Origin of the sequence: Staphylococcus pseudoxylosus (assembly GCF_044794325.1) — a bacterium.
In the GTDB taxonomy this organism is placed as follows: domain Bacteria; phylum Bacillota; class Bacilli; order Staphylococcales; family Staphylococcaceae; genus Staphylococcus; species Staphylococcus pseudoxylosus.
Window position 1 is genome coordinate 105,755 of the sequence record NZ_CP085024.1, and the last position, 19,462, is coordinate 125,216.

Genomic DNA, 19,462 nt, shown 5'->3' on the forward strand with positions numbered 1-19,462 from the left:
TCCAAGAAGTAACCAAAAGATTACCAAAAGATACAAAAAATAAAAAGTGTTTTGTAAGCGGTTACCAAAAAATAATTGGAGGATTTTATAATGGCAGAAATCTTAAAGAATTATATTAACGGTGAATGGAAAGAATCAAAGAGTACAGAGACGCTGGATGTTTTGAATCCTGCAACTAAAGAAGTGATTGCCAAAGTACCTCTTTCGACACGTGAAGAATTAGATGAAGTTGCACAAATCGCTGCTGAGGCATTCCAAGAATGGAAAGAAGTTGCTGTACCTAAGCGTGCGCGTTTGTTATTCAAGTTACAGCAACTATTAATAGACAATAAACAAGAATTAGCTGAAATCATAACGAAAGAAAACGGCAAGAATACAACAGAAGCTTTAGGTGAAGTACAAAGAGGTATTGAAAACGTTGAATTTGCGGCCGGTGCACCGTCGTTAATGATGGGAGATTCATTATCAAGTATTGCAACAAATATTGAAGGTACAAGTTATAAATATCCGGTAGGTGTTGTAGGGGGGATTACACCATTTAACTTCCCTATGATGGTGCCATGTTGGATGTTCCCAATGGCCATTGCTTTAGGTAATACATTTGTAATTAAACCATCAGAGAAGACACCATTGTTAGTAAATAAATTAGCCGAATTAGTAGAAGCAGCCGGTTTCCCTAAAGGTGTATTTAATGTTGTGCATGGTGCACACGATGTCGTTAATGGTATTTGTGAAAATGAACATATCAAAGCAGTTTCATTTGTAGGATCTAAACCAGTTGGCGAATATGTCTATAAAAAAGCGACAGAAAACTTAAAACGCGCCCAATGTTTAACAGGAGCTAAGAACCATACTATTGTATTGAATGATGCGAATATTGATACAGCTGTGAAAGATGTCATTGGAGCTGCATTTGGTTCTGCAGGTGAACGTTGTATGGCTGCGGCAGTTATAGCAGTAGAAGAAGATGTTTATGACGAATTTAAAGAAAAATTAGTTCAAGCAGCTAAAGATATCGTGATTGGTAACGGTTTGGAAGATAACGTATTTTTAGGTCCTGTAATTAGAGAAGAGAATAAATCTAGAACACTGAGCTATGTGGATGCAGGTGTCGAAGAAGGCGCAACACTAGTGCTAGATGGTAGAGAAGACAATAAAGAAGATGGCTATTTCGTTAAACCAACTATCTTTGAAAATGTCACACCTGACATGAAATTATGGCAGGATGAAATTTTCGCACCAGTGTTATCACTAGTTAAAGTTAAAAATTTAAAAGAAGGTATCGAACTCGCGAATAAATCAGAATTTGCAAATGGTGCTTGCTTATTCACTGATAGCGCTTCTTCCATCAGATACTTTAGAGAAAATATTGATGCAGGTATGTTAGGTATTAACCTTGGTGTACCAGCGCCTATGGCTATCTTCCCATTCTCAGGTTGGAAATCTTCATTCTATGGCTCATTACATGCTAACGGTAAAGATAGTATTGAATTCTATACACACAGAAAAGTTGTTACAGCACGTCATGACGAACCTAATTTTTAAGGAGTGAACATTGATAATGGCTCAATTATTAAATAAACCTGTACATCGTCGTCTCAGCGATGATGTGCAAGTTATCCACGATTTAAAACCCAGCGACATTAACTTAAATTATATTGGTTTAAAAGTACTAGATATTAAACAGAATGGTATTTACGAAGCATCAACTGAAGATTTTGAATTATGTATTGTGGCTTTAACTGGAAAGATTAATGTATCAGATGGTAATGAAACTTTTAATGACCTAGGGACAAGAGACTCAGTGTTTGAAAGAATTCCAACAGATAGTGTGTTTATTTCGAAACACCATAATATAAAAATTGAAGCAACGCGAGATGCTAGAGTGATTTTATGTTATTCGCCTACTGATGAAGTTAGGCCAACACAACTGATACCAGCAAAAGAAAACGGTGTTGAAGATAGAGGTAAATATTCAAATCAACGTCATGTGCATAATATATTGCCAGATACACATGAAGCGAGCGAAAAATTATTAGTAGTAGAAGTTTATACGAACCAAGGTAATTGGTCTAGTTATCCACCACACAAACATGATCAGGATGATTTACCTAATGAGTCATTACTAGAAGAAACTTATTATCATGAAATGAATCCAAGTAAAGGTTTTGTGTTCCAAAGAGTATTTACCGATGATTTGTCATTAGATGAAACAATGGCAGTTGAAAATGGTGATGTTGTAGTAGTTCCAGAAGGATATCATCCTGTAGCCGTCCCAGATGGTTACGATGGTTATTATTTAAATATCATGGCTGGTCCAAAAAAAGTTTGGAAATTTTATAATCAACCAGATCATGAATGGATTATTGACCGTAAATAAAAGGGGTGTAAATAAATGACTAATAAGAAACACATCGTAGCAATTGGTCGTGCTGCAATTGACTTAAATGCGAAAGAAATCAACAGACCAATGGAAGAAACAGCTACATTTAGTAAATACGTTGGTGGATCTCCGACGAATATCATGATTGGCGCATCAAAATTAGGTTTAAACGTTGGTATTATTGCCAACGTATCCGACGACCAACATGGAAGATTTATTACAAACTATTTTGAAGAAGTGGGTGTAGATACTTCACAGATTCATATTGATGAAGAAGGCCGTAAGATTGGCCTAACTTTTACTGAAATAAAAAGTGCTCAGGAATCAAGCATCTTAATGTATAGAGAAAATGTAGCTGATTTATACCTTGCACCAGAGCATGTAAATCCAGATTACATTAAGAATTCCGAATATTTGCTCATTTCAGGAACTGCGTTATCCCAATCGCCTTCAAGAGAAGCAGTGTTAAAAGCGTTATCGATTGCTAAAAAACACGGTGTAAAAATCATATTTGAATTGGATTATCGTCCATATAATTGGGTGAACAAGGAAGAAACATCGATTTATTATGAATTAATTGCTGAGCAATCAGACGTTGTTATCGGTACGAGAGATGAATTCGATATGGTTGAAAGCTATCAGAATATTTCAGACCAAGAAATTAGTCATTTGCTGTTTGAAGCAACGCCTAATTTGGTTGTTATTAAGCATGGCGTGCAAGGTTCATATGCATTTGATAAAGCTGGTCACGTTTATGAAGGAAAAGCATTCAAAGCGAATGTAGTAAAAACGTTCGGTGCAGGGGACTCATATGCAGCAGCATTTATATATGCCCTCGTTAAAGGTAAACCTGTAGAAGACGCGTTGAAATATGGAGCAGCTTCAGCAGCCATTGTTGTAAGCAGTCATAGTTCGTCAGAAGCAATGCCTACGATAGATAAAATAGAAAACTTAATTAAAGAACAATCATAAGGCGGTGTTGAATTGTGGTCAAAACAGTGAGATTAACAACAGGTGAAGCAATCGTTAAATTTTTAACAAAACAATACATTTATGTTGATGGAGAAGAAATAAAATTTGTAGAAGGTGTAATGAATATCTTTGGTCATGGCAATGTGCTTGGTTTAGGTGAAGGTTTGTCTAAATATCAAAAAGAATTAAAAATAATTCAGGGCAAAAATGAGCAAGGTATGGCACATACTGCAATTGGATTCAGTAAGCAAAGTTTAAGGAAAAAAATATTTGCCGTAACCAGTTCTGTGGGTCCTGGTTCAGCGAATCTGGTTACTGCAGCTGGCACGGCATCAGCAAATCATATTCCAGTGTTATTCCTTCCAGGAGATACGTTCGCTACACGTCAACCAGACCCAGTTTTACAACAGATAGAAGATCCTCAAAGTATTGGGACAACTACAAACGATGCCTTGAAGCCTTTATCTAGATATTTTGATCGTATAACGAGACCAGAACAAATTATGTCAGCACTCATTAGAGCATTTGAAGTTATGACAAATCCTCAAACAGCTGGTCCAGTAACGATAGCATTAAGTCAGGATGTACAAGGAGAAGCATTTGATTTTCCAGAAACATTCTTTGATAAACGCATACATTATGTAGATCGATTAGAACCTTCTAACCGTTCTATTGAAGCTGCGATTGAAGTGCTTAAAACTGCTAAAAAGCCTTTGTTAATCGTCGGAGGTGGGGCTAAATATTCTGAGGCACAACATGAAATTGAGCAACTAATAGACAATCATCATATACCGATGGCTGAGACACAAGCAGGAAAATCAACCATTGCAGCGTCGCATCCATTAAATTTAGGTGGTTTAGGTGTAACTGGAAACTTAGCAGCAAATATTTATGCGAAAGATGCGGATGTCATTGTAGGTATCGGCACAAGATATTCTGATTTTACAACTAGTTCAAAAACAGCTATCAATTTTGATTCAGCCAAAATCATTAATATGAATGTAAATAGAGTGGATGCTTATAAATTAGATGCGATTCAAGTAGTTGGTGATGCGAAAGTATCTATTTCTAGATTAAGACAGCAATTAAACAACCATCAATATGATATTGAGGACACTGTTCGTGATGTTAAACAAGAATGGAACAACGAGCGCAATCGCTTAGCGAACATCGATATCAATGATACGCATTATGCACCTGAAATAGCAACGCACTTTGATAAAGAGAAACTAAAGCGATATGTAACATCATTACAAACCGAGTTACCACAAACGAACGCTTTAATAGAGGTCAATAACTCCATTGATCATGACGCAATTATTGTCGCTGCAGCTGGTTCATTGCCAGGTGATCTAGAAAGATTATGGGAAACAGACACCTTTAATACTTATAACATGGAATACGGTTATTCAACTATGGGTTATGAAATTGGCGCTGCTGTTGGTGCTAAAATATCAGAACCAAATAAAGAAGTATATGCGCTCGTTGGCGATGGAAGTTTTCTAATGTTGCATTCCGAATTGATTACCGCACTGCAATATAACTATAAAATTAATATCATTTTATTCGATAATAGTGGTTTTGGTTGTATTAATAATTTACAAATGGATAACGGTAGTGACAGCTTTTGTACAGAATTCACTGATATGAATGGTGACATATTAAATGTTGATTATAAAAAAGTCGCTGAAGGATATGGTGCAGTTACTTACAAAGTAAATGATGTCAATGCATTAGCAACAGCTATCACAGAAGCTAAGAAAGAAGCGAAATCTACATTAATAGAAGTTAAAACATTACCTAAAACGATGACGGCAGGATATGAGTCATTTTGGAATGTAGGTGTTTCTGAACATAGCGACAAGCCAGCCGTACAAGAAGCATTTTCAAACAAAGCCGAAATCATGAAAACAGCGAAACATTATTAAGACAGGTGAGAAAATAATGACAAAAATAAAAATAGGTCAGGTAGGTCTTGGCCGTTTAGGCAAAGTGCATGCGTCGAATATTGTAAAACATGTGAATAATGCTGAATTATACGCAGTCGCAAGTGTAGTTGAACAAGAATTAGAATATGCCAGTGAAGTGTTAGGCGTTCAACATTGTTATACATCATACAGTGACATGCTGGGTAACGACGCGTTAGATGCGGTTGTAATTGCTTCACCAAGTGGATTTCATGCAGTCCAAATTACTCAAGCCCTAGAAAAAGGGTTGCACGTATTTTCTGAAAAACCGATTGGCTTAGAATTGGAAAATATTAGACAAGTTGTAGATAAAATTAATGATTATCCACATAAGGTATTTCAATTAGGCTTTATGCGTAGGTTCGATGAATCTTATTTATATGCAAAAGATGTAGTAGATCGAGGTGAATTAGGAAAAATTACAGCCATGCGTTGTTATGGTATTGATCCTAGTTCAGGGTTAGATAGTTTTATACAATTTGCAAAAAATAGTGCTAGTGGTGGTTTATTCTTAGATATGTCCATTCATGACATTGACTTAGTGAGATGGTTTACTGGTTCGGAATTTAAAACAGTTTATTCCCTAGGAAATAATATTGCAGCACCTGAATTAACTGCTTGTGATGAATTAGAAACAGGCGCATGTTTATCAGAGTTAGAGGATGGAACAATTGCATATTTTTTAGCTGGAAGAAATGCGCAACATGGCTATCACGTTGAAACAGAAATTATAGGGACGGAAGGCATGATTAGAATTGGTAACGCACCTGAAAAGAATTTAGTCACTTTATATGACAAAAATGGTGTAGTGAGGCCTACCTCAGATCATTTTCCGGAACGATTTAGGTTTGCTTTTATAAATGAAATGAATACATTTGTTAGCGCCATTAAGAATAAAGATCAATCATCTGTTACAGCTATGGATGGATTGAAAAGTACAGAAGTAGCAATTGCTATGCAAAACTCCATCGAAACTAAGAAGGTTATTACGTTATGAGGTGAACAGAATGACTAGAAATATTCGTTATGCATGTGCGCCAATCGCATGGACGAATGATGATATGCCAGAATTAGGCAGTGAAAATTCATTTGAGCAATGTATTAGTGAAATGGCATTAGCTGGGTATGAAGGCACAGAAATAGGTAATAAATACCCGAGAAACCCTGAAGTATTAAAGTCTTATCTTGAACCACGTGGTTTATCGGTTGCTAGTGCATGGATAAGCTTGTATTTAACATCAAAACCGTATGAAGTAACGGCAGAGGCATTTATTAAACATAGAGACTTCCTATATGAAATGGGCGCTAAAGTGATTGTCGTATCAGAACAAGGTAATAGCATTCAAGGCAAATTAGATAAAGCATTATTTAGAGACAAGCCTACTTTCACCGAAGAAGAATGGCAATTGCTAAGCGAAGGTTTAGAAAAATTAGGCGAACTAGCGCACGAAAAAGATATGGAAATTGTATATCATCACCACATGGGAACTGGTATACAAACTACAGAAGAAATTGATGAACTAATAGAAAGAACAAGCAAAGACAATGTTTCTCTCTTGTTTGATACTGGGCATCTGGTTGTTTCTGGTGAAAACCCCATAGAAATATTTAATAAGCATGTAGATCGCATTAAACACATTCATTTTAAAGATGTAAGGCCAGAAATTAAAGAGGCAGTGGATAAAAAAAATCAATGTTTTTTAGATGGTGTACGAAAAGGTATGTTCACTGTCCCTGGTGATGGGGCGATTGATTTTGAACCTATTCTAAACCTTATATATCAATCAGATTATAAAGGATGGATTGTAGTTGAAGCAGAACAAGATCCATCTGTAGCAAATCCTTTTATATACGCTAAAAAAGCAAAAGAGTACATGGCTCAATACCAATGAACACATAGTTCATGTCAGACTGAGGGTATTCTTAAGCTTCCAAGGGGAGAGAGTAATCATGAGTATGTTTGCAGTAATTTCATTTTTAGTAGTCATTGTAATAATCGCATTATATGCATTCTTAAAAAGTAAAAAAATTAATACGAAAAATGCTGATGGATACTTTATGGGTGGCAGAAGTTTAACTGGTTTTACGATTGCTTCTACAATTATCATGACCAACCTGTCTACAGAGCAAATCGTAGGTCAAAACGGTCAAAGCTTTAGAGCTGGTATGGAAGTTATGGCTTGGGAAGTAACTTCAGCGGTAGCAATTGTTATATTAGCGCTTGTGTTTCTACCAAGATATTTTAAATATGGTGTAGATACGATATCTGACTTTATTGAAATGAGGTTTGATACATTTACTAAGAGATTGGTATCGCTACTATTCATATTCACATATGTTGTATCGTTTCTGCCGGTTGTCCTGTATTCAGGCGCACTGGTATTTAATAAAATTTTTAATATTAGTGAAATTTTAGATATAAGCGATATGACGGCTGTTGTACTGATTTCAACATTTATAGGTATCTTCGGGATCATTTATTTGTTTATCGGAGGTCTTTCTTTAAGTGCACATAGTGATTCTATTTATGGAGTAGGACTTATTCTCGGAGGTCTTGCTATACCAGTTTTAGGGTTAATCATGTTTGGTGACGGCAGTTTCTTAAAAGGTTTCGACAAAGTGATTCAAAATACACCTGAAAAATTAAATTCTATTGGTGCCATTGATTCGGACATCGTACCTTGGCCAACGTTGTTCTTTGGTATGTTCTTTAACAATTTATTTTTTTGGTGTACGAATCAAATGATTGTTCAAAAGGCGCTCGCTGGTAAAAATTTAAAAGAAGCTCAAAAAGGTGCAATGTATGTTGGTACATTTAAAATATTTGGCGCATTATTCCTAGTATTCCCAGGTGTACTAGCATTCAATATGTTAGGCAATAAGGTTACTAATCCTGATACTGCATATCCTATGCTTGTTAATGAAGTGTTACCAGGTTGGGCTTATGGTTTATTCGGTGCAGTTATATTTGGAGCGATTCTCAGTTCATTTGTTGGATCACTCAATAGTACGGCAACCTTATTCTCGCTTGATTTTTATAAATCCGTAATTAATAAAGAAGCAACTAATAAACAAGTTTCTAGAGTTGGTAGATTAATAACCGTCCTTGTCGGGATTATTGTAGTGATTATTGCACCAATGATTTCACTGTTTCCACAAGGTTTGTATGCTGTAGTACAAGAGTTTAACGGCATTTATAATATGCCATTATTAGTACTGATACTTGTTGGATTTTTTGTTAAACGTACATCACATCAAGGTGCTAAAGTGATGTTTATTTTACACATAGTTTTGTATGCGCTTTCAAAGTTATTGATATCAGAGATACATTATTTATATGTTCTAAGCGTATTATTCTTTATAGATTTATTTATAGTATTAATATTCAACAAATGGAAACCATCAGACGAATTTGATTTCAATGTCAATTACGCAAAAGTAGATATAACGCCTTGGAAATACAGATATTTCGTAGGGGCTATGATTATCATTGTTGTAATAGCAACTTATATCTTATTCTCACCACTTGGTTTAGCTTAATAGGAGGAATTTCATGACACTTACATTCGGAGTGATTGGCGCTGGTAGAATTGGTCAATTACATATTAACGGTTTAAGAAATAATAAAGACGTCAAAATTAAATGGGTTTCAGATTTATATTGCGATAAATTGTCGGAATGGATTGCAGAAGCAGGTATAGAAAATAAAACAAAAGATCATAGAGATATGATTAACGACCCAGAAGTAGATGCGATTGTCATCTGTTCACCTACAGATACACATGTTGAAATTATTAAAGAAGCGGCAGCAAAAGGTAAGCACATCTTTTGTGAAAAGCCTATCAGTCTTTCTTTAGAAGAAGCTGAGGAAGCTGTTGAAGCTGTGAAACAAGCTAATGTAAAACTTCAAATGGGCTTTAATAGAAGATTTGATAAGAATTTCAAACAACTTCATAACATTTTAAGTAAAAAAGAACTAGGTAAGATTCAGACATTACGCATCACTTCAAGAGACCCAGAGCCACCTCCAATTGAATATATTAAACATTCTGGTGGATTATTTATGGATATGACAATTCACGACTTTGATATGGCGAGGTATTTAATGCAATCTGAAATTGTTGAAGTGTATGCAACAGGTTCAGCATTAGTCAATCCCGAAATCGCAGTATATGATGATATTGATACGGCGTTGATTACATTAAAATTTGAAAATGGTTCAATTGCAATGATTGAAAATTGCAGAAGAAGCGTTTATGGCTATGATCAGCGTATAGAAATTTTAGGGGATCATGGTGCAATAGATGTAGGAAATGAACAATCTTCGACTTTAAATTATCATCGCATAGATGGTATTAGAAGGGATAATCCGCCTCATTTCTTTTTAGAGCGTTATAGTGACGCGTATAAAGTTGAAATGGACGATTTTATTGCTGCGTTGCAAAATGATACAGACGTCATTTGTTCAATTGAAGATGGATATAAAGCGCAACAAATTGCGTTGAAATGTAAAGAATCGCTAATATCTAATCAACCAATGAGAATATAAACAAGGGTGGGATGCTAATCAATGAATACACTTATACAACAAGCCAAACAAGAACATTACGCCATACCTCAAATCAATGTAAATGGATTATTATGGATAGAAAGTATTTTAGAAGCAGCAGAAGCAATGCGTTCACCCATTATAGTAGGTACAACTGATAAAGTAATTGAATTTCTTGGTGGATATCATTTTATATGTACGACAATAAAAAATAAGATTAAAGCAATGAACATAACGGTACCGGTTATTGTTCATTTAGATCATGGTTTGACCGTTGAAAATTGTAAAAAGGCAGTGGATGCTGGTTATGATTCAGTGATGTTTGATGGCTCAAAGTTATCCATCGAAGAGAACATTAAACAAACCAAAGCGGTCGTTGATTATGCACATAAAAATAATGTCATTGTCGAAGGCGAAGTAGGAGCTATTGGTGGTAACGAAGATGGTATGATTGGCAATGTAAAATATGCCGATTTAGATGATTGTATCAGGCTAGCCCAAGAGACCAAGTTAGATACATTGGCACCTGCTCTAGGATCTGTACATGGAAAATATCAAGGTGAACCCGATTTAGGATTTGCAGAAATGAAAGCCATACAAGAAGCCATTGATATTCCGCTAGTGCTACATGGTGCATCAGGCATTTCGGATGAAGATTTATTAACAGCCATACACTTAGGTCATGCTAAAATTAATTTTAATACAGAAATCAATATCGCTTGGAGTAACCAACTAAGACAAACACTTAATCAAGATAAGTCATTGTTTAATCCACAACAAATTCTAAAACCTAGTAAAGAAGCGATGGTAGATACGATTAAATCAATTATTTACAAATGTACGTCTCATAAGCGGGTATAACAGAACATATGTAGAGAGGAGGATGAGCGAAAATGCCACTCATGAAAGTTGATTTAATAAAAGGTAGAGAAAGAGAAGAAATAGAACAAATATTGAATATCTCTTATGAAGTTATGCTAGATACATTTAAAGCACCCAAAGGTGACAGGTATCAAATAGTTAATCAACATGAAGATTATGAAATGCAAATTTTGGATACTGGATTAGGCGTAGAACGAACAAAGGATGTCATTGTGTTCACAATTATTACTCGACCAAGGACCCAACAACAAAAACAAAGGTTCTATAGTGAGGTGACAAATAAACTTCATGACCACATGGGAATTCGTAAAGAAGACATCATGTTTAGTTTGATTGAGAATACAGATGAAGATTGGAGTTTCTTTAACGGAGAAGCTCAATTTCTAAATGGAACGCTTTGAAAAAGGCAAAGTTTAAAAGGGTTCTTATTATCTGTATGAATGAATTTTAAACAATATACAATTTAAAATAGTAAAGACGCTTCTTTGTTAATCGAAGCGTCTTTTATTATATTTTATATATCTAATAGTTCGAATTGCTTAATTTGTTTTTCAATATGTATTGAAGAAGTATTTTCTTTTTCTGCTTTGCGCATTTGTTTATGTTCTTCAATATGTGATGGACGGGACAGCCATGCTTGAAAATATTTTTTCTCTAACCATTTAGATACTATGGAATATGAAATGGTAGAGTGCTTTTCGTTTTTCCAAATTTCAACATCTATTAAACCGTCATATCCATGGAAGTCATCTTTGGCATGTAATGCCTTGTTGTCTAAAACAGCTCTATCCTCTATATTAGCTGTGAAATCAGCTTGTGCGATGAACATACTATCAATCCTCCTTAAGACTATTAAGTAATCATATCAAAAATCATATGATTAGACATATATATTATCCTGAATTAATCTATCTTATTTAATAAATAAGATTTTTGTGAAATATAAAACAAGTTTTATTACTAGACGGATATTTAAAAACCAATTACACTAATTAGACTTATTAGGGGGGCTAAAATGGATATAAAAAACAACACAATATTAATAACTGGGGGCGCCTCTGGAATAGGACTTCAGTTCACTAAAAAGTTTTACGCAAACAATAATAAAATTATTATTTGTGGACGTAATACTGAAAAGCTGAAAAGTATTGAAGCGGCATTTCCGGAAGTGATTACAAAGGTATGTGATATATCTAGTTCTGAAGAACGTCTGGATTTATATCATTGGGTAATTGAAAATTATCCAGATATAAACGTACTGGTTAATAATGCTGGGATACAAAATCGATTCAATATTTTGAATAGCGATGCAGCGGTAGATTGGGAAAACTTAAATGTAGAAATAAAATCTAATTTTGAAGCAACCGTACAACTTTCAATTCTATTTAGTCAGTATTTTGCTGATAAAAAAGCTCATTCAAATATAATTAACGTGTCTTCAGGTTTAGCTTTTGCACCCATGGCAATAGCACCAATTTATTCAGCAACAAAAGCCGCAGTACATTCATTTACCATTAGTTTGAGGCACCAGTTATCTGAGACAAATACAAATGTTTTTGAAGTCATACCACCTGCAGTAAATACTGATTTAGGTGGCAAAGGTATCCATACTTTTGGGGCGAATCCGGTTGATTTTATCAATGAAATTTTTGAAGGACTAGTTCAAGAACAAGTTGAAATTGGCTATGGTTCTGCTAAAGAACGCTTGGAAATGTCCAAAGAAGCATTAGACGAATATACAGCAGAAATGTATAACGCTTTGAAAAATACAATTTAACAAATTCAAACTTTAGCACATTATGAAAAAGCTTAGATTTTTCTAGTTTTTGCTTAATGATACACATATAACGTGGACTGTTGGTTATCAACAGTCCATTTTTATATTTAATAAATTAATTTGATATTGGTTTTATTAAGTATTACGAATTTAAGTCGACTGATTTTTCTAATATACGCTCGTTTTTTAGTTATATTTAAAAATTGTAACCAAACCATTCGATACACAAAATTTTATAACACCAAAAAACGCAGCTTAAGTCCAACGCCAATTAATCTTTGAGAGGTTGTAATAATGACATTACTCGTGAGTTATTATATTAAAAACAATCTTTTAAAAGACTTGCGGAATTTTGCCCATGCATCCTCATCAAGGTAATATTTGTCTGCTGTTTGGATGATGACCTCTTTTTTCAATAAGTTATTGAAGGTTCTTTTGTGCTTAATATTTAAATCATCGTAGGTTTTAGCATTTTTGGGCGAAGTAGCTTCTAATTTAATCATTTGCTTAGCAACTCTATTTTGTTTCCATACAATTGCTTCTGAACCATTAGACATAAGCCTCACTCCTTTTTATATAATTATAACATTATATAAATTAATTATCTTGACGTGTTAAAAGTATATACGGAGATATCAGTTTTTAATATTATTCTTTACAGATAATAGGGGGGTCTAAGTATTACTAAAAGAAATATTGCGACTCGTATTATGAGTCAATAAAACGATAGAAGCCCACTACTCATGTTGTAAACAAAGGTAGTAGGCTTTTTATGTCGAATAGAAGTTACTGTCGCCATGGCTAATAGATGGTTATAACACAATTGTTGATGCTTTAGTGAATATGTTTTGCCATGTTTGATCGAATTCTGTATCAGTGACAATGTAGTCAATATCAGATAAATGGGCGAATGTAATAAGACTGCTATTATCGAATTTTGATGCGTCGACCGCTAAAATAACTTTATTCGCTTTGCTAATCATTAACTCTTTAATGTGCGCTTCATACTCATTAGAATCAGTAATCATGCCATCTTTAGTTAAGGCTTTACAGCTTAAAATAGCATAGTCAGGATTAAATTTATTAATTGATTCAATTGTTTGCGGACCAACTAATGCTGATGAGTGTTTTAAGAGCTTACCTCCAGTCGAATTAATTTCGAGTGATGACTGGTTTAACTCATATAAGGCATTGACTGCGTTTGTAATAATATGGATTTTTTTATCAGTAATTGCGAATTGTTTTAACGTTTCGATAACTGTTGAGCTTGAATCTGAAAATAAGCTAGTATCGTCTTCAATAAAGCGATTGATTTTTTTAGCAATTTTAAGTTTGGCTTCTTTATTTCGTGTGTGACGAACAGAATAAGGTAGTTCTTCAGACTTTAATAATTTAGCTCCACCGTAATTACGTTCAGCAATGCCTTCTTTTTCTAATTTTTCTAAGTCTCTGCGGATAGTTTCTTCAGAGACTTTAAATGTTTCTGCTAATTTACTTACGTAAACAACGTTGTTTACGTATAACTCATTCAGTAAATTTTTTCTCCGTTCAAAAGGCTTCATCTGTCATTGCTCCTAATTTATTTTTCTCTAGTATAGCATAACCTAGCCTAAAACCTCACATATCATCATTATAAACAACAACAAACAACAAAATATGTGGTTTATTGTTGATTTATAATGACTATAGCTCTATAATGTAAAACAAAGAGGTGAAGATATGAAACATTACATCGCAGTTGATATTGGTGCGTCAAGTGGAAGAGCAGTCCTAGCGCATGTAGAAGATGGAGATATCAAAATACAAGAAATTAATCGTTTTGCTAATGGATTTACCACACAAAACCAACAAGAAGTGTGGGATGTTGATTATTTGTTTGATGAGATTATAATATCACTCGAACGGGCCAAAACGTTAGGCGTTGGTTCATGTTATTTAAGTATAGATACCTGGGGCGTAGACTATATTTTTTTAGACGATAAAAGTAAGCGCTTGCAAGAGTCGGTGTCATATAGAGACACGCGTACGAACCATACAATGGAGAAAGTATTTCAATTAATAACTAAGCACGATATCTATAACAAGACGGGTATTCAATTTTTACAATTTAATACGTTATTTCAGTTATATGAAGAATGTAAATCGGTAAAACAACAAGCAGAATATATTTTATTAGTTCCAGATTATTTAAACTTTCGCTTAACTGGACGATTAACTAACGAAGTTACTAATTTAAGTACTACGCAATTATTAGACCTATATGGCTATAACTTAGATAACGAATTGTTAGAAATAGTCGATATCAAGCCTCAACAGTTTGCAGAAGTGGTTGAACCTGGCACATATCTTGGAGATGTGAGACCCGATATTCATAAGTTGCATAATTTACCAGAAACGTGTGTTTATGCGACCGCGTCGCATGATACTGCTTCTGCAGTATTAGGATCAGTAGGTCATAGTGGGAAAGATTGGGCATTTTTATCCAGTGGGACGTGGTCATTAATTGGTCAAGAATTATCAGAGCCTATTGTCTCTGAAGATGCTTTTAATCAGAGCTATTCCAATGAAAGAGGGATTCAAGGAACTTATAGGTTTTTGAAAAATATTATAGGTATGTGGATTATCCAAAGAGTCCGTAAAGATTGGCCCAAGAATTATACATTTCCCGAAATGGTAAAACAGGCACAACAACATACTGATTTTAAAGTGTTCGTTGATTTTAATGATGCACGCTTTATAAATCCAAATAACATGGTTAAAGCTATTCAAACCTATTGCATTGAGACTGGACAATCCGTTCCACAAACTATAGGAGAATTAGCACAAACAGTGTATTTAAATTTAGCTATCATTTATGCAGTTTCTATAGAGGCATTGAATGAGATAACAGGGTCGACGATTGAAGTTATTAATATTGTAGGCGGTGGCTCTAATAATGAATATTTAAATGAACTTACAGCTTATTATACGAACTGCGATATTATTGTAGGCCCTGTAGAAGCAACAGTTTTTGGTAACTTAGCAGCCACAATGATCGCGACAGAACAATTTAAAGATATAGCAGAAGCGAGACAAGCGATTGCACAGTCAAACATGCTGCAACATATCATGAAACCTAAAGATACAACAGACAGAATCACTGATATTAATTTATTTAAGGAGGCAACACAATATGCACACAAATTATAAAGAAGCATTTGCGTTAGCAAAACAACAATATGAATCAATAGGAGTTAACGTAGAAGCCGCATTAAATAAACTAAAGGATATTAAAATTTCTATTCATTGTTGGCAAGGGGATGATATCGAAGGCTTTTTATTTAATGAGGAACTATCAGGTGGTATTTCGGTAACAGGTAATTATCCTGGTAAAGCACATAATGGTGCAGAACTACGCAGTGACTTAGAAGAAGCGCTTAAACATATTCCAGGAAATCATAAAATTAATTTACACAGTATTTATGCTGAAACAGAAGAAACGATTGATTTAGATGAGATTGAGCCTAAGCACTTTAGAAATTGGGTAGAATGGGCGAAACAACACAGTTTAGGGTTAGATTTTAATCCAACGTGCTTCAGTCACGAAAAAGCAGCAGACGGCTTAACATTAGCACACCCACAACAAGAAATTCGTGATTTTTGGATTGAACATTGTAAACGTGCACGCCAAATCGGTGCTTATTTTGGTCAAGAATTAGGCCAAGCGTCAATTACTAATATATGGGTACCTGATGGGTACAAAGATACACCTGTAGATCGTCTGACACCGCGGAAACGTTTAATGAATAGTTTGGATGAAATTTTCAGCGAAGACATTGATGAAGCCTATAACGTAGATACTTTGGAAAGTAAGTTATTTGGTATCGGCTCAGAAAGTTATGTAGTAGGATCTCATGAGTTTTATATGGGCTATGGCTTAACACGAAATAAACAAATTCTATTAGATGCTGGTCATTATCATCCAACTGAAGTGGTTTCTAACAAATTATCAGCTTTGTCATTATTTACTAAAGGTTTAAGTTTACATGTGTCACGACCGGTGCGATGGGATAGCGACCATGTCGTAACGTTAGATGATGAATTAAATGAAATAGCTAAAGAATTAATTTATAACGACTTAATAGATACGACAACTGTAGGCCTAGATTTCTTTGATGCTTCTATCAACCGTGTAGCCGCATGGGTTATTGGTACTAGAAATATGCAAAAAGCATTATTAAAAGCACTATTAGACCCGGTGACACAATTAAAAGAAGCTGAACTAACTGGAGATTTTACGCAACGTTTAGCATTACAAGAAGAAATGAAAACTTATTTATTTGGTGCTATTTGGGATGAATTTTGTCTTAGAAATGATGTAGAGCCAGGGTTAAATTGGTATGAAGCTATTAAAAGTTATGAACAAAACGTATTGGCAGAAAGAGGGATATAAATGGAAAAATTTATCGATTCGCCTATGGTTAAATCATTATGCAACATTACTAATGTGATGTACAACAAAGGCTGGGATGAACGCAATGGAGGTAATATTTCGTGGATTATTGATGATGATAAAGTAGCACCTTTCTTAGATGATTTCACGAGTAACACACGTAACGTTGCTTTGCCGTTTACTGTTGAGGCGTTAGCACATAGTTATTTATTAGTTACAGGAACAGGAAAATATTTTAAAAATATTAAAGACGACCCTCAAGACACACTTGGTCTAATTCAAATCGCTGCTGATGGTAAAAGCTATGATATTTTATGGGGGTTTGTGAATGCTGTATATGCGACAAGTGAATTACCCACACATTTAATGAATCATATCCAACGCTTAGCGGTCGATGAAAACCATAGAGTTATCATGCACTGCCATGCTACACATACCATTGCGATGACATTTGCACATGTATTAGACGAAAAAGCATTGACCAAAACGTTATGGAAGATGTGTACAGAGTGTTTAGTTGTATTTCCAGATGGTATAGGTATTATTCCTTGGGTAGTCCCTGGAACAGAAGAAATCGGACAATTAACGGCAGAGAAAATGACGTATTGTCGAAGTGTATTATGGCCATTTCACGGAGTTTTTGGAGCTGGACGAGACTTAGATGAAACATTTGGTTTAATTGAAACCATTGAGAAAGCAGCAGAAGTTTATACGTATGTCCAAGCACAAGGCGGCGCGAAGCAAGAAATTAGTGATGAACAGCTTAGTGCACTTGCACAAGGATTTAATGTAGAACCGAAAGCCGGCTATTTAGAAGTAGGTGTGAAGTAATGCAACAGATAGCCTCAGTAATGTATGTGAAAGAAGGGTGTCACGCAGAGTACAAACAGCGACATGACCAGATATGGCCTGAAATGAAAAAACTATTAAAAGGATATGGTGTGAGTGATTATCATATTTATTTAAATGAGCATACCAGTGAGTTATTTTCGATCTTAACAATAGAAGATGAAACACTACACGCTGAAATTGCGCAACAACCGATATGTCGTCAGTGGTGGGACCATATGGCAGATATTATGTATGTGAATGATGATAATAGTCCGAAGTCAATCGAGTTAACAGAAGTGTTTTTCCTAGAATAAAAAAAGGGGATGGAAAAATGAACTTAAAACCTAAAAAAACAACGGGATGGGTGGCAACGATTGCGATTGCAATGGCGAACTATATCGAAGCTGGTTCCATCATCGCCGCAGCGAGTAGTTTATCACTGTGGCAAGCGTATTTAAATATTGATAACATGCAAATTGGTTTGTTAAGTGCATTGAGTGCAAATGCTTTGGGAGCAGCAATTGGTGCATTGATAGGAGGTCCAATTACTGATAAATTGGGACGTAAATTTATTTTCAAATATGATTTAATTCTATATATGCTGGGCATATTAGCAATTATTTTATCATTTAATTTCCCAATGCTATTGATTGGTACTATCGTTGTCGGCATTGCAGTTGGTATCGGCGTTCCTGTTGCGTGGACGTATATTGCAGAAGAAGCACCTGAGGATGAACGTGCGAAACGTGTAGGTACAGCACAACTGGCCTGGTCCATTGGTCCTGCAATTACCTTTTTGTTAGCAGTTATTGTTGCACCGATGGGTTTGTTAGGTTCACGTTTGATTTTTTTACATCTATTCATTATTGCAGGTGTAACTTGGTGGATTCGTCAAGGTATGAATGAATCTGAAATTTGGGAAGCAGAAAAAGCAAAAGAGAAAGCAGAAGCGACTCGTGATATTAAAAAAACCTCAGTAATTAAAGAATTATTTACCAATCCTGTGAATTTAAAAGCGATGTTATTATTAATGGGTATTTACCTGTTTTGGAACTTAACTTCTGGCGCTATGGGTTATTTTATGCCATTTATTTATGAAAGCGTTGGCGGTTTGTCTAGCGCTCAAGCGAACATATTACAAGCCTTGTTGTGGTTCTTAACAGTAGTGACGACATACTTTGGTTTTATGAAGTTAGGAGATAAAGTTAATCAAAGGCTGTTGTTTGGTGTTGGCGCAACTATGGGTATCGTGGCATGGTTAATTTTGACATTTGCACCAATGAACTGGGTTTCACTTATATTGTTCGTTGTACTTTGGGGTTCATCTGCAGGTATTGGAGCGCAAGCCTTTTATGCATTATGGACAAGTGAACTCTTCCCAACAAGGTACCGCGCAGGGGCACAAGGGTTAATGTATTTTATTGTACGTACTGGTATTTCAATTTATTCCTTTGTCTTACCTACGATTTTGGCGACGTTAGGTTTTAAAGTTACCGGTATAATTATGATTATTTTCTTAACAATTCACGCTATGATCGGCTTAGTATTAACACCGAAAACGCAAGGTAAGACATTAACACAAATTGAAAAAGAGCGTTATGGCCACAGTGCAAGCATTCAACTAAAAGAAGCAACGCAAGCAAATAATTTAAAAGAAGTGAGAGGTTAA

19 protein-coding genes are annotated in these 19,462 nt (G+C 35.0%); 16 read left to right on the forward strand and 3 right to left on the reverse strand.

Features of this window, described 5'->3' with window-relative positions; genetic code table 11:
- The first annotated feature begins 90 nt into the window (after positions 1 to 90).
- From LG295_RS00525 to LG295_RS00570, 10 genes are read left to right on the forward strand one after another with little or no spacing between them, the layout of a single operon-like run.
- Positions 91 to 1,545: a CoA-acylating methylmalonate-semialdehyde dehydrogenase gene (locus LG295_RS00525; protein ID WP_404476088.1), complete on the forward strand. Its 1,455-nt coding sequence runs from the start codon at positions 91 to 93 to the stop codon at positions 1,543 to 1,545.
- 16 nt (positions 1,546 to 1,561) lie between these two features.
- On the forward strand, positions 1,562 to 2,380 hold the full coding sequence (iolB, locus tag LG295_RS00530; protein WP_404476089.1) for a 5-deoxy-glucuronate isomerase: 819 nt from the start codon (positions 1,562 to 1,564) through the stop codon (positions 2,378 to 2,380).
- Positions 2,381 to 2,395: 15 nt separating this feature from the next.
- Complete coding sequence (gene iolC / locus LG295_RS00535; RefSeq protein WP_404476090.1) at positions 2,396 to 3,355, forward strand: 5-dehydro-2-deoxygluconokinase; 960 nt, start codon at positions 2,396 to 2,398, stop codon at positions 3,353 to 3,355.
- A gap of 14 nt (positions 3,356 to 3,369) precedes the next feature.
- Complete coding sequence (gene iolD / locus LG295_RS00540) at positions 3,370 to 5,283, forward strand: 3D-(3,5/4)-trihydroxycyclohexane-1,2-dione acylhydrolase (decyclizing) (protein WP_404476092.1); 1,914 nt, start codon at positions 3,370 to 3,372, stop codon at positions 5,281 to 5,283.
- Positions 5,284 to 5,299: 16 nt separating this feature from the next.
- Positions 5,300 to 6,319, forward strand: a complete 1,020-nt coding sequence (locus tag LG295_RS00545) for a Gfo/Idh/MocA family oxidoreductase (RefSeq protein WP_404476094.1) — start codon at positions 5,300 to 5,302, stop codon at positions 6,317 to 6,319.
- 10 nt (positions 6,320 to 6,329) lie between these two features.
- Positions 6,330 to 7,214: a myo-inosose-2 dehydratase gene (iolE, locus tag LG295_RS00550; protein ID WP_404476096.1), complete on the forward strand. Its 885-nt coding sequence runs from the start codon at positions 6,330 to 6,332 to the stop codon at positions 7,212 to 7,214.
- A gap of 58 nt (positions 7,215 to 7,272) precedes the next feature.
- Positions 7,273 to 8,862: a solute:sodium symporter family transporter gene (locus LG295_RS00555; protein ID WP_404476098.1), complete on the forward strand. Its 1,590-nt coding sequence runs from the start codon at positions 7,273 to 7,275 to the stop codon at positions 8,860 to 8,862.
- 13 nt (positions 8,863 to 8,875) lie between these two features.
- Positions 8,876 to 9,871, forward strand: a complete 996-nt coding sequence (gene iolG / locus LG295_RS00560; protein ID WP_404476100.1) for an inositol 2-dehydrogenase — start codon at positions 8,876 to 8,878, stop codon at positions 9,869 to 9,871.
- A gap of 21 nt (positions 9,872 to 9,892) precedes the next feature.
- The gene (locus tag LG295_RS00565; protein WP_404476101.1) at positions 9,893 to 10,732 is read left to right on the forward strand and encodes a ketose-bisphosphate aldolase; all 840 of its coding nucleotides are present in this window, start codon (positions 9,893 to 9,895) and stop codon (positions 10,730 to 10,732) included.
- A gap of 32 nt (positions 10,733 to 10,764) precedes the next feature.
- Positions 10,765 to 11,154, forward strand: coding sequence for a tautomerase family protein (locus LG295_RS00570; RefSeq protein ID WP_107530065.1), 390 nt, complete (start codon positions 10,765 to 10,767; stop codon positions 11,152 to 11,154).
- A 113-nt stretch (positions 11,155 to 11,267) separates the two neighbouring features.
- Here the strand turns inward: LG295_RS00570 and LG295_RS00575 are convergent, their stop codons facing one another.
- Positions 11,268 to 11,582, reverse strand: a complete 315-nt coding sequence (locus LG295_RS00575) for a hypothetical protein (RefSeq protein WP_404476103.1) — start codon at positions 11,580 to 11,582, stop codon at positions 11,268 to 11,270.
- Between the two features lie 186 nt (positions 11,583 to 11,768).
- On the opposite strand from LG295_RS00575, the gene LG295_RS00580 reads away from it, so the two are divergent.
- On the forward strand, positions 11,769 to 12,530 hold the full coding sequence (locus LG295_RS00580) for an SDR family oxidoreductase (RefSeq protein ID WP_404476104.1): 762 nt from the start codon (positions 11,769 to 11,771) through the stop codon (positions 12,528 to 12,530).
- A gap of 314 nt (positions 12,531 to 12,844) precedes the next feature.
- Here the strand turns inward: LG295_RS00580 and LG295_RS00585 are convergent, their stop codons facing one another.
- Positions 12,845 to 13,087 (reverse strand): hypothetical protein, encoded by a 243-nt coding sequence (locus LG295_RS00585; protein ID WP_404476106.1) that lies wholly within the window; start codon positions 13,085 to 13,087, stop codon positions 12,845 to 12,847.
- Positions 13,088 to 13,342: 255 nt separating this feature from the next.
- Entirely contained in the window at positions 13,343 to 14,092 is a 750-nt protein-coding gene (locus LG295_RS00590) for a DeoR/GlpR family DNA-binding transcription regulator (protein ID WP_404476108.1), read from the reverse strand.
- Between the two features lie 157 nt (positions 14,093 to 14,249).
- On the opposite strand from LG295_RS00590, the gene LG295_RS00595 reads away from it, so the two are divergent.
- From LG295_RS00595 to LG295_RS00615, 5 genes are read left to right on the forward strand one after another with little or no spacing between them, the layout of a single operon-like run.
- Positions 14,250 to 15,719 (forward strand): rhamnulokinase family protein, encoded by a 1,470-nt coding sequence (locus LG295_RS00595; protein ID WP_404476109.1) that lies wholly within the window; start codon positions 14,250 to 14,252, stop codon positions 15,717 to 15,719.
- Positions 15,703 to 16,962 carry an L-rhamnose isomerase gene (gene rhaA / locus LG295_RS00600; RefSeq protein WP_404476111.1) on the forward strand — a complete coding sequence of 420 codons (1,260 nt, stop codon included), beginning with the start codon at positions 15,703 to 15,705 and terminating at the stop codon, positions 16,960 to 16,962. Before LG295_RS00595 ends, rhaA begins: the two co-directional genes overlap by 17 nt.
- A complete protein-coding gene (rhaD, locus tag LG295_RS00605) occupies positions 16,963 to 17,793 on the forward strand; it encodes a rhamnulose-1-phosphate aldolase (protein WP_404476113.1) in 831 nt (276 codons plus the stop codon). It begins immediately after the preceding gene.
- Entirely contained in the window at positions 17,793 to 18,107 is a 315-nt protein-coding gene (rhaM, locus tag LG295_RS00610) for an L-rhamnose mutarotase (RefSeq protein ID WP_404476115.1), read from the forward strand. Before rhaD ends, rhaM begins: the two co-directional genes overlap by 1 nt.
- 17 nt (positions 18,108 to 18,124) lie before the next feature.
- Positions 18,125 to 19,462 carry an MFS transporter gene (locus tag LG295_RS00615; RefSeq protein WP_404476117.1) on the forward strand — a complete coding sequence of 446 codons (1,338 nt, stop codon included), beginning with the start codon at positions 18,125 to 18,127 and terminating at the stop codon, positions 19,460 to 19,462.

What these genes read in the sequence shown, in the direction of transcription:
- iolG (WP_404476100.1), top strand. Translation starts at nt 8,876, where the DNA reads ATGACACTTACATTCGGAGTGATTGGCGCTGGTAGAATTGGTCAATTA.
- iolE (WP_404476096.1), top strand. Translation starts at nt 6,330, where the DNA reads ATGACTAGAAATATTCGTTATGCATGTGCGCCAATCGCATGGACGAAT.
- iolB (WP_404476089.1), top strand. Translation starts at nt 1,562, where the DNA reads ATGGCTCAATTATTAAATAAACCTGTACATCGTCGTCTCAGCGATGAT.
- LG295_RS00575 (WP_404476103.1), bottom strand. Translation starts at nt 11,582, where the DNA reads ATGTTCATCGCACAAGCTGATTTCACAGCTAATATAGAGGATAGAGCT.
- LG295_RS00570 (WP_107530065.1), top strand. Translation starts at nt 10,765, where the DNA reads ATGCCACTCATGAAAGTTGATTTAATAAAAGGTAGAGAAAGAGAAGAA.
- LG295_RS00615 (WP_404476117.1), top strand. Translation starts at nt 18,125, where the DNA reads ATGAACTTAAAACCTAAAAAAACAACGGGATGGGTGGCAACGATTGCG.
- LG295_RS00565 (WP_404476101.1), top strand. Translation starts at nt 9,893, where the DNA reads ATGAATACACTTATACAACAAGCCAAACAAGAACATTACGCCATACCT.
- LG295_RS00555 (WP_404476098.1), top strand. Translation starts at nt 7,273, where the DNA reads ATGAGTATGTTTGCAGTAATTTCATTTTTAGTAGTCATTGTAATAATC.
- iolC (WP_404476090.1), top strand. Translation starts at nt 2,396, where the DNA reads ATGACTAATAAGAAACACATCGTAGCAATTGGTCGTGCTGCAATTGAC.
- rhaD (WP_404476113.1), top strand. Translation starts at nt 16,963, where the DNA reads ATGGAAAAATTTATCGATTCGCCTATGGTTAAATCATTATGCAACATT.
- rhaM (WP_404476115.1), top strand. Translation starts at nt 17,793, where the DNA reads ATGCAACAGATAGCCTCAGTAATGTATGTGAAAGAAGGGTGTCACGCA.
- LG295_RS00585 (WP_404476106.1), bottom strand. Translation starts at nt 13,087, where the DNA reads ATGTCTAATGGTTCAGAAGCAATTGTATGGAAACAAAATAGAGTTGCT.
- LG295_RS00525 (WP_404476088.1), top strand. Translation starts at nt 91, where the DNA reads ATGGCAGAAATCTTAAAGAATTATATTAACGGTGAATGGAAAGAATCA.
- LG295_RS00595 (WP_404476109.1), top strand. Translation starts at nt 14,250, where the DNA reads ATGAAACATTACATCGCAGTTGATATTGGTGCGTCAAGTGGAAGAGCA.
- LG295_RS00580 (WP_404476104.1), top strand. Translation starts at nt 11,769, where the DNA reads ATGGATATAAAAAACAACACAATATTAATAACTGGGGGCGCCTCTGGA.
- LG295_RS00590 (WP_404476108.1), bottom strand. Translation starts at nt 14,092, where the DNA reads ATGAAGCCTTTTGAACGGAGAAAAAATTTACTGAATGAGTTATACGTA.
- rhaA (WP_404476111.1), top strand. Translation starts at nt 15,703, where the DNA reads ATGCACACAAATTATAAAGAAGCATTTGCGTTAGCAAAACAACAATAT.
- LG295_RS00545 (WP_404476094.1), top strand. Translation starts at nt 5,300, where the DNA reads ATGACAAAAATAAAAATAGGTCAGGTAGGTCTTGGCCGTTTAGGCAAA.